This window comes from Enterobacter sp. 940_PEND, from assembly GCF_001059415.1.
Taxonomy (GTDB): domain Bacteria; phylum Pseudomonadota; class Gammaproteobacteria; order Enterobacterales; family Enterobacteriaceae; genus Enterobacter; species Enterobacter cloacae_M.
Window position 1 is genome coordinate 32,376 of record NZ_JUMS01000019.1, and the last position, 9,169, is coordinate 41,544.

Consider the following 9,169-nt stretch of genomic DNA (forward strand, 5'->3'; position numbering starts at 1 on the left):
GTAAACTAATCGGTGAGATGAAGGAATGCGGCTCCGCGCATGCCTCCTGCGTCCCCGTGTCGCGCGCGTTCAATACGCGGCACGCGGGCAACCGGCAATAAATGTCGGGGCAAACGCCCGGACAACCGTTCCGTAATCGCGGTAAAGTTTGACAGCCCTCCCCCGATCACCAGCAGATCCGGGTCGACGATGGTGAGAATATTTCCCAGACACACCGCCAGCAGATCCAGATAGCGCTCGACGTGCTCACGCGCCTGCGCATCCCCTTGCTCCCACAGGGTAATGATTTGAGGGGCCTCAAGTTTCTGATGATAGAAGTGTTCGTAAAGCCATGCAAACCCGCGGCCGGAAAGGTAGTTCTCAATACAGCCGTGCTGGCCGCAGCCGCAGCGGGTCAGCGGGAAATCGCGCCCCACCACCTCGAGAGCATCCACCGGCAGGCGGATATGACCAAACTCGCCGGTGATGTAGCTGCGCCCGGTGATTGGCTTACCGTTGACGACGATCCCCCCGCCGACGCCGGTACCGAGGATCAGCCCCATCACCAGCGGATACTGACGGAACTCATCGTCCCAGGCTTCGGAGAGCGCAAAGCAGTTAGCATCATTGTCTAAACGCACGTCGCGTTCAAGGAGAGCAGAGAGATCGGCGCGCAGCGGTTTACCGCTGGCGGCAGGCACGTTGGCGGCATACAGCGTGCCGTCGTCGGTTTCGGGCATACCCGGAATGCCGATGCCGACGCTGCCTTTGCCGCCAAAGCGTTCATCGGCCTGCGACACCAGCGCGGCAATCGCGGTTAAAAATTCGTCGTAGCTTTCGCGCGGCGTGGGAACGCGGGTTTCCCACTGCAGTTTGAGGTCTTTATCAAACGCGCCGAGCGCAATCTTGGTGCCGCCAATATCAAATCCGTAATACATAACGCATTCCTCTTTTAACCTGGCGGCCAGAAAGCCGCTAGATCATGACGTAATTACTGGCCACTTAATACCCTCGCCGGATCAATTCGGCTTGCGCGACGCGCCGGGTACCAGCTTGCCAGCAGACTCAGTAAAAGTGCTGTAACCAGCACATAAAAAACGTCCAGCCAGTGCAGTTCAGACGGCAGGAAGTCAATAAAGTAGATATCACCCGACAGGAACTGGTGACCAATAAGCTTTTCGATCCCGTTGATAATCGGGGTCAGCTGCAGGGAAACCACCACGCCAATCACCACGCCGCACAGGCTGCCGAACAGACCCGCCAGCAAACCGTACCAGACGAAGATGGCGCGAATAAGACCGTCTTTCGCCCCCAGCGTACGCAGCACGGCGATGTCGCCGCTCTTGTCCTTGACCGCCATCACCAGCGTAGAGACGATATTAAAGCACGCCACACCAATCACCAGCACCATCGCCAGATACATGATGGCGCGGATCATCTGGATATCACGGTACATATATCCGTAGGTGCCGATCCAGCTTTTGATGTAGACATAGTTATTGGTCACGCTGCCCGCGTCGCGTACCAGCTTATTGGCGTTAAAGACGTCGTTCACCTTAATGGCAATGCCCGTCACGCTGTCAGCCATGTCGAGATACTGGCGCGCATCCTCCATCGGCACCATCGCAAAACTATGGTCAAGCTGACCGCTCAGCTGAAGAATACCGGTGACGTGCAGGCGCACGCGCTTAGGCTGCTGCAGCTTGTGGTCGGCGCTGGCGTTCGGGATCATGATCGACACCCAGTCGCCCTGCTTCACCTTCAGGGCATCGGCCACGCCTTTACCCATGATGATCTGCTGCTCGCCAGCCTTAAAGTTGGCCCACGCGCCGTTCTGCACATAGTTTGGCAGCGCGCTGAGGCGCGCTTCCTGGACGGGGTTGACCCCTTTCACCTGAATGGCGCGCAGGTTTACCCCGCTCTCCACCAGCCCGGTAAAGTTAATATAGGGCGCGGCCGCGACGATGCCCGGCACTTTTTCAACTTTGGCGAGCGCATCGCTCCAGTTCGTCCACGGCTGGTTAACCGGCTCGATCTCCCCGTGCGGCACCACTGCCAGAATGCGGTTATTCAGCTCGCGCTCAAAGCCGTTCATGGCGCTCAGGCCCACAATCAGCACCGCCACACCGAGCGCAATGCCGATGGTCGAGATGACGGAGATCAGCGACACCATGCCGCCGCGACGGCGGCCGCGGCTAAAACGTAAACCGATGAGTAAGGATAACGGTGACGCCATTACTCTGCTCCCATCAGGGTCAGTTCCGCGTTCAGATGGCCGTCGCGCATCTCAAGCTGACGCCCCATGCGTTTTGCCAGCTGCAGATCGTGGGTTACGACCAGAAACGCGGTGCCCTGCGAGGCGTTCAGCTCGCCCAGAAGCTGGAAAATACTGTCCGCATTGCGGGCATCCAGGTTACCGGTAGGCTCATCCGCCAGCACCAGACGCGGGTTGTTGACCAGCGCGCGGGCAATCGCCACGCGCTGGCGCTCGCCGCCGGAAAGCTCAGAGGGACGATGGTTACCGCGATGGCCCAGGCCTACCGCTTTCAGCATGTCGCTGGCGCGGGCGTTAATTTCTGCCGGTTTCTTTTTACCAATCAGCAGCGGCATCGCCACGTTTTCCAGCGCCGTGAAATCCGGCAGCAGGTGGTGGAACTGGTAGATAAAGCCCAGCTCGCGGTTGCGCAGCTCGGCCTTCGCCGCGGAGGACATTTTGCTCATCGGCTGGCCGGAGAAAATCACGTCGCCTTCGGTTGGCGTATCCAGCCCGCCCAGCAGATGCAGCAGCGTACTTTTGCCCGAGCCGGAGCTGCCAACAATCGCCATCATCTCGCCTTCGCCCACGCTGAAGCTCACATTGTGCAGCACGTCGGTTTGCACAGTGCCTTCCTGATAGCGTTTGGACAGGTTGTCGCATTGCAACAGGATCTTATTCATAACGTAAAGCCTCAGCGGGTTGAGTGGCGGCAGCGCGCCAGGAAGGATAAAGCGTAGAAAGCAGCGCAATGGCCATCGCGGCCAGCGCAATACCGACCACCTGCAGCGGCTCGATAGCCACCGGCAGCGCCGCGCCGTCGAGCAGGGCGCCGATGATCGGCATTAAGTTATTAAGCTGGCTGGCAAGCAAGGCCCCCAGCACGGCGCCGAGCAGCGCGCCGATGATGCCTGCGCTGGCCCCCTGCACCATAAACACCGCCATGATCTGGCGCGGCGTGAGCCCCTGGGTTTGCAGAATGGCGACTTCGCCCTGCTTCTCCATCACCATCAGGCCCAGCGAGGTAATGATGTTAAATGCGGCCACGGCCACGATCAGGCTCAGCAGCAGCCCCATCATGTTTTTTTCCATCCGCACGGCCTGGAACAGTTCGCCTTTGCGCTCGCGCCAGTCCTGCCATTTGGTGCCGTCCGGCAGTTTTTGCTGGCTGAGGGTATCGACCTTCAGCGGCGCATCGAGCCACAGGCGCCAGCCGGTGATATTCCCTGCCGGGTAGCGCATCAGGCGTGAAGCGTCCTGAATGTTCACCAGCATCTGGTAGCCATCGACTTCGCTGTTGGCGGCAAAGGTACCAATCACGTTGAACAGGCGCTGGCTTGGCAGGCGCCCCATCGGCGTAAACTGGCTGGCAGAAGGCACCATCACGCGCAGCTGATCGCCACGGTTGACGCCAAGCTGGCCGGCAAGCTGTTCGCCCAGAATCACGTTGTATTTCCCGGCTTCCAGATCGGTCTGCTTCACGTTAACCAGATACGGCGTCAGCGGATCGTTTTGCGCCGGGTCAATACCCAGCATCACGCCGACCGCCACGCTGCGGGCGCTTTGCAGCACCACGTCGCCGGTCGTCAACGGCGCTACGCGCGTGACGCCCTGTAACTTCGCCGCGCTTTCCGGCAGCTGTTGCGGGTTAACCGAACCATTGGAGGATGAGAGAACGGCCTGCGGCATCAGCCCCAGGATATTGTTTTGCAGCTCGCGCTCAAAGCCATTCATGACGGAAAGCACCGTCACCAGTGCCATCACGCCAAGCGTAATGCCAATAGTCGAAAGCCAGGAGACAAAGCGACCGAAGCGGTCCGCGGCGCGCCCACGCATGTAGCGTAAGCCTATGAAGAGTGCGACAGGTTGATACATGAAATCCGTCTGTTTGCTGATAGCAGACCCACGAGTATATAAGCGAATCCGTTAAGCGTAAATGACTGAAACAGTAAGCTTTGGTAATCATTTTTCCGAAAAATTCAGATAAATCAGGGTGCTATTGTCTGAATACTCACCTCGCAACCTCCACCTTTTCCGAAAAACCTCCTGATACAGACTGTTACCCATTACATCCTGGTGTCGTTTTACAACAATTGCTCGTTCGTTTATGGCAATAAGGTAGTGGCGAACAATGAAGCAAAAAGCATTATGGATTAACCAGATAAAAGGGCTGTGTATCTGCCTGGTGGTTATCTATCATTCGGTTATCACGTTTTATCCGCATCTGATCGGGCTACAACACCCGCTCTCCGGCCTTCTCGCCAAATGCTGGGTCTATTTTAACCTCTATCTCGCACCGTTTCGTATGCCGGTCTTCTTCTTTATCTCCGGCTATCTGATCCGTCGTTATATTGACGAAGTGGACTGGCGAACCAGTCTCGATAAACGGATCTGGAGCATTGTCTGGGTCCTGGCGCTGTGGGGCGTCCTGCAATGGCAGGCGTTGACCCACCTGAACGCCTGGCTGGCGCCCGAGCGTGAGCTTGCCACCTCGTCGAACGCGGCCTACGCCGACTCGTTCTCAGGCTTTGTGCTGGGGATGATCACCGCCAGCACCAGTTTGTGGTATCTGTATGCTCTGGTGGTCTACTTCACGCTGTGTAAACTGCTGAGCCGCTGGAAGCTGCCGGTACTGGGACTGCTGGCGCTGGCAAGCATCGCGATTAACTTCCTGCCGCTGCCGTGGTGGGGAATGAACAGCGTGGTACGCAACATGATCTACTACAGCCTCGGCGCGTGGTATGGCGCAGAGCTGATGGCGTGGATGAAAAGCGTCAACCTGCGCCGCATCTGGCTGGCAACCGGGGCTTTCGCCGCCGTCTCCGTGGTGCTGTGGTTTGCTAACGTTCCGCTGCTGCTCTCATTGCTGTCGATTGTGCTGATCATGAAGCTGTTCTACAGCCTTGAGCAGCGCTATGCCGTTCACCCAAACAATCTGCTGAACGTGATTGGCTCAAATACCATTGCGATTTATACCACCCACCGCATCCTGATTGAGGCCTTTAGCCTGTTCCTGATTGGCGAAATGAATGCTGCCTCGTGGCCGGTCTGGGCAGAGCTCACCCTGGTGCTGGTCTATCCGTTTGCCAGCCTGTTTATCTTTACCCTTGCCGGGCTCGGGGTGCGTAAGATCTCCACCGCGCTTTTTGGGGACGTTTTCTTCTCTCCTCCGTCTACGCTGACCCTGTCACCTTCAACGCGTTAATGCCCTCTCCGCCCCCGTTTTGGGGGCGTTTAGCCCTGCCGTGCGGTTACGATTTGCTTATGTAAAACGATCGAGGATAATAAAGACATTGCGTATCAGTGATATGCCCCAATACTGTTGGTATATCCATAAGAGACTCTGACATAGCCATGCCTGAACACTATCGTTATTCCTTGCCTGTCAAAGCGGGCGACCAGCGCCAGCTGGGTGAACTCACGGGCGCGGCGTGCGCCACGCTGGTGGCGGAAATCGCCGAGCGTCATCCAGGCCCGGTGATTCTGGTTGCCCCGGATATGCAAAACGCCCTGCGCCTGCACGATGAAATTCGCCAGTTCACCGATAGCCTGGTGTTCAGCCTGGCCGACTGGGAGACGCTGCCGTATGACAGCTTCTCTCCGCATCAGGAGATCATCTCCTCGCGCCTGTCGACGCTCTATCAGCTGCCGACCATGCAGCGCGGCGTGCTGATTGTGCCGGTGAACACCCTGATGCAGCGCGTCTGTCCGCACAGCTATCTGCACGGTCACGCGCTGGTGATGAAAAAAGGCCAGCGCCTGTCCCGTGACGCCCTGCGCGCGCAGCTTGACGGTGCCGGCTATCGCCACGTCGACCAGGTGATGGAGCACGGGGAATACGCCACCCGCGGCGCGCTGCTTGACCTTTACCCGATGGGCAGCGACCAGCCGTATCGTCTGGATTTCTTTGATGATGAAATCGACAGCCTGCGCGTATTCGACGCCGACACGCAGCGCACGCTGGAAGAAGTGGAGTCCATCAATTTACTGCCCGCGCATGAGTTCCCCACGGACAAAACCGCTATCGAGCTGTTCCGCAGCCAGTGGCGCGATAAGTTCGAGGTGAAGCGCGACGCGGAACATATTTATCAGCAGGTCAGTAAAGGCACGCTTCCTGCCGGGATCGAATACTGGCAGCCGCTGTTCTTCAACGAGCCGCTGCCTGCCCTGTTCAGCTACTTCCCGGCGAATACGCTGATTGTCAACACCGGGGATATCGACGCCAGCGCCAGCCGCTTTGAGAGCGAAACCCGCGCCCGCTTTGAAAACCGTGGCGTTGACCCTATGCGTCCACTGCTGCCGCCGGAAGCGCTGTGGCTGCGCACCGACGAGCTCAACGCCGAGCTGAAGCGCTGGCCGCGCATGCAGCTGAAAACCGATTCGCTTGCCGATAAGGCCGCCAATACCAACCTCGCCTTCCGGACGCTGCCGGACCTGGCCGTTCAGGCGCAGCAGAAATCCCCGCTGGATAATCTGCGCAAGTTCCTGGAGTCCTTCACCGGCCCGGTGGTGTTCTCCGTTGAGAGTGAAGGCCGCCGTGAAGCGTTAGGTGAACTGCTGGGACGCATTAAGGTGGCGCCGAAGCGCATCCTGCGCCTGAGCGAAGCGACCGGAAACGGTCGTTATCTGATGATTGGCGCCGCCGAGCACGGGTTCATCGACACGCTCAACAACCTGGCACTGATTTGCGAAAGCGATCTGCTGGGCGAGCGCGTCGCGCGCCGCCGTCAGGACAGCCGTCGGACCATCAACCCGGACACGCTGATCCGTAACCTGGCCGAGCTGCACCCGGGCCAGCCGATTGTTCACCTGGAGCACGGCGTTGGGCGCTATCAGGGGATGACCACGCTGGAAGCGGGCGGCATCAAAGGTGAATACCTGATGCTCACCTATGCTAATGACGCCAAACTGTATGTCCCGGTCTCCTCCCTGCATCTGATCAGCCGCTACGCGGGCGGCGCCGAAGAGAATGCGCCGCTGCACAAGCTGGGCGGCGACGCCTGGGCGCGCGCGCGCCAGAAGGCGGCGGAAAAAGTGCGCGACGTGGCGGCCGAGCTGCTGGATATCTACGCCCAGCGCGCGGCTAAACAGGGCTTTGCCTTTAAGCATGATAAAGAACAGTACCAGCTGTTCTGCGACAGCTTCCCGTTTGAAACCACGCCGGATCAGGCCCAGGCCATCAACGCCGTGCTGAGCGACATGTGCCAGCCGCTGGCTATGGACCGCTTAGTCTGCGGCGACGTCGGCTTCGGTAAAACCGAAGTGGCGATGCGCGCCGCCTTCCTTGCGGTGGAAAACAACAAGCAGGTGGCGGTGCTGGTGCCGACCACCCTGCTCGCTCAGCAGCACTTCGACAACTTCCGCGACCGTTTCGCCAACTGGCCGGTACGTATCGAGATGCTCTCGCGTTTTCGCAGTACCAAAGAACAGACGCAGATCCTCGAACAGGCAAGCGAAGGCAAAATCGATATTCTGATCGGCACCCACAAGCTGCTGCAAAGCGATGTGAAGTGGAAAGATCTGGGGCTACTGATCGTCGACGAAGAGCACCGCTTCGGGGTACGTCATAAGGAGCGCATCAAAGCGATGCGCGCCGACGTCGATATCCTGACCCTGACCGCAACGCCAATCCCGCGAACACTCAACATGGCGATGAGCGGCATGCGCGATCTGTCGATTATTGCTACGCCGCCGGCGCGCCGTCTGGCAGTGAAAACCTTTGTCCGCGAGTACGATAATCTGGTGGTGCGGGAGGCCATTCTGCGTGAGGTGCTGCGTGGAGGTCAGGTCTACTATCTCTACAATGACGTGGAAAACATCCAGAAAGCGGCGGACAGGCTGGCGGAGCTGGTGCCGGAAGCGCGCATCGCTATCGGTCACGGGCAGATGCGCGAGCGCGAGCTGGAACGGGTAATGAACGACTTCCACCACCAGCGCTTTAACGTGCTGGTGTGTACCACCATCATTGAAACCGGGATCGACATTCCGACGGCAAACACCATCATCATTGAGCGTGCGGATCACTTTGGCCTGGCGCAGCTTCACCAGCTGCGCGGCCGCGTCGGGCGTTCGCACCATCAGGCCTACGCCTGGCTACTGACGCCGCATCCGAAAGCGATGACCACCGACGCGCAAAAGCGTCTGGAAGCCATCGCCTCGCTGGAAGACCTCGGCGCAGGCTTTGCGCTGGCCACGCACGATCTCGAGATCCGCGGTGCCGGCGAGCTGCTGGGTGAAGACCAGAGCGGCTCCATGGAAACCATCGGCTTCTCGCTCTATATGGAGCTGCTGGAAAACGCGGTTGATGCCCTGAAGGCCGGACGCGAGCCGTCGCTGGAAGATCTCACCAGCCAGCAGACCGAGGTCGAGCTGCGTATGCCTTCCCTGCTGCCGGACGATTTTATTCCGGACGTGAATACCCGACTGTCGTTCTACAAGCGCATCGCCAGCGCGAAGAAGGAGAACGAGCTGGAAGAGATTAAGGTGGAGCTGATTGACCGCTTTGGCCTGCTGCCCGATCCGGCGAGAAATTTGCTGGATATCGCGAGGTTGCGCCAGCAGGCGCAAAAGCTGGGGATCCGCAAGCTCGAAGGCAATGAAAAAGGCGGCGTGATTGAATTCGCCGAGAAGAATCACGTCAACCCGATGTGGCTGATCGGCCTGCTGCAAAAACAGCCGCAGCATTTCCGTCTGGATGGTCCAACCCGTCTGAAATTTACCCAGGAGCTGACGGAGCGCAAAACCCGTATGGACTGGGTGCGTAACTTTATGCGCCAGCTGGAAGAGAACGCGATCGCCTGACCTCCATTCCCCTCTTAACTGAGGAATTTCATGTAGTTTATTAACCGGAAGCGATAAAAGTTGCTTCCGGAAAATGAATAGCTTACAGCGACACCCTGGTCCGGCTGTAAATCGCTGAGGCGTTTCCTGCAGGCC

General features: G+C 58.7%; 6 protein-coding genes. 2 read left to right on the plus strand and 4 right to left on the minus strand.

What is annotated here, in order from left to right; all coding sequences use genetic code 11:
* Window positions 1–5 precede the first annotated feature (5 nt).
* From nagK to lolC, 4 genes are read right to left on the minus strand one after another with little or no spacing between them, the layout of a single operon-like run.
* Entirely contained in the window at window positions 6–917 is a 912-nt protein-coding gene (gene nagK / locus ADJ24_RS03950; protein ID WP_023311171.1) for an N-acetylglucosamine kinase, read from the minus strand.
* 53 nt (window positions 918–970) lie between these two features.
* A complete protein-coding gene (gene lolE / locus ADJ24_RS03955; RefSeq protein ID WP_023311170.1) occupies window positions 971–2,215 on the minus strand; it encodes a lipoprotein-releasing ABC transporter permease subunit LolE in 1,245 nt (414 codons plus the stop codon).
* Complete coding sequence (lolD, locus tag ADJ24_RS03960) at window positions 2,215–2,916, minus strand: lipoprotein-releasing ABC transporter ATP-binding protein LolD (protein WP_010429765.1); 702 nt, start codon at window positions 2,914–2,916, stop codon at window positions 2,215–2,217. Before lolD ends, lolE begins: the two co-directional genes overlap by 1 nt.
* A complete protein-coding gene (gene lolC, locus ADJ24_RS03965) occupies window positions 2,909–4,108 on the minus strand; it encodes a lipoprotein-releasing ABC transporter permease subunit LolC (protein ID WP_032668182.1) in 1,200 nt (399 codons plus the stop codon). Before lolC ends, lolD begins: the two co-directional genes overlap by 8 nt.
* A gap of 256 nt (window positions 4,109–4,364) precedes the next feature.
* On the opposite strand from lolC, the gene ADJ24_RS03970 reads away from it, so the two are divergent.
* On the plus strand, window positions 4,365–5,438 hold the full coding sequence (locus tag ADJ24_RS03970; RefSeq protein WP_023311168.1) for an acyltransferase family protein: 1,074 nt from the start codon (window positions 4,365–4,367) through the stop codon (window positions 5,436–5,438).
* Window positions 5,439–5,587: 149 nt separating this feature from the next.
* Entirely contained in the window at window positions 5,588–9,034 is a 3,447-nt protein-coding gene (gene mfd / locus ADJ24_RS03975; protein WP_023311167.1) for a transcription-repair coupling factor, read from the plus strand.
* Window positions 9,035–9,169: the final 135 nt, after the last annotated feature.

Bases quoted from the DNA above. Each gene is read 5' to 3' on its own strand.
- lolC (WP_032668182.1), bottom strand. From the start codon at position 4,108: ATGTATCAACCTGTCGCACTCTTCATAGGCTTACGCTACATGCGTGGG.
- lolE (WP_023311170.1), bottom strand. From the start codon at position 2,215: ATGGCGTCACCGTTATCCTTACTCATCGGTTTACGTTTTAGCCGCGGC.
- ADJ24_RS03970 (WP_023311168.1), top strand. From the start codon at position 4,365: ATGAAGCAAAAAGCATTATGGATTAACCAGATAAAAGGGCTGTGTATC.
- lolD (WP_010429765.1), bottom strand. From the start codon at position 2,916: ATGAATAAGATCCTGTTGCAATGCGACAACCTGTCCAAACGCTATCAG.
- nagK (WP_023311171.1), bottom strand. From the start codon at position 917: ATGTATTACGGATTTGATATTGGCGGCACCAAGATTGCGCTCGGCGCG.
- mfd (WP_023311167.1), top strand. From the start codon at position 5,588: ATGCCTGAACACTATCGTTATTCCTTGCCTGTCAAAGCGGGCGACCAG.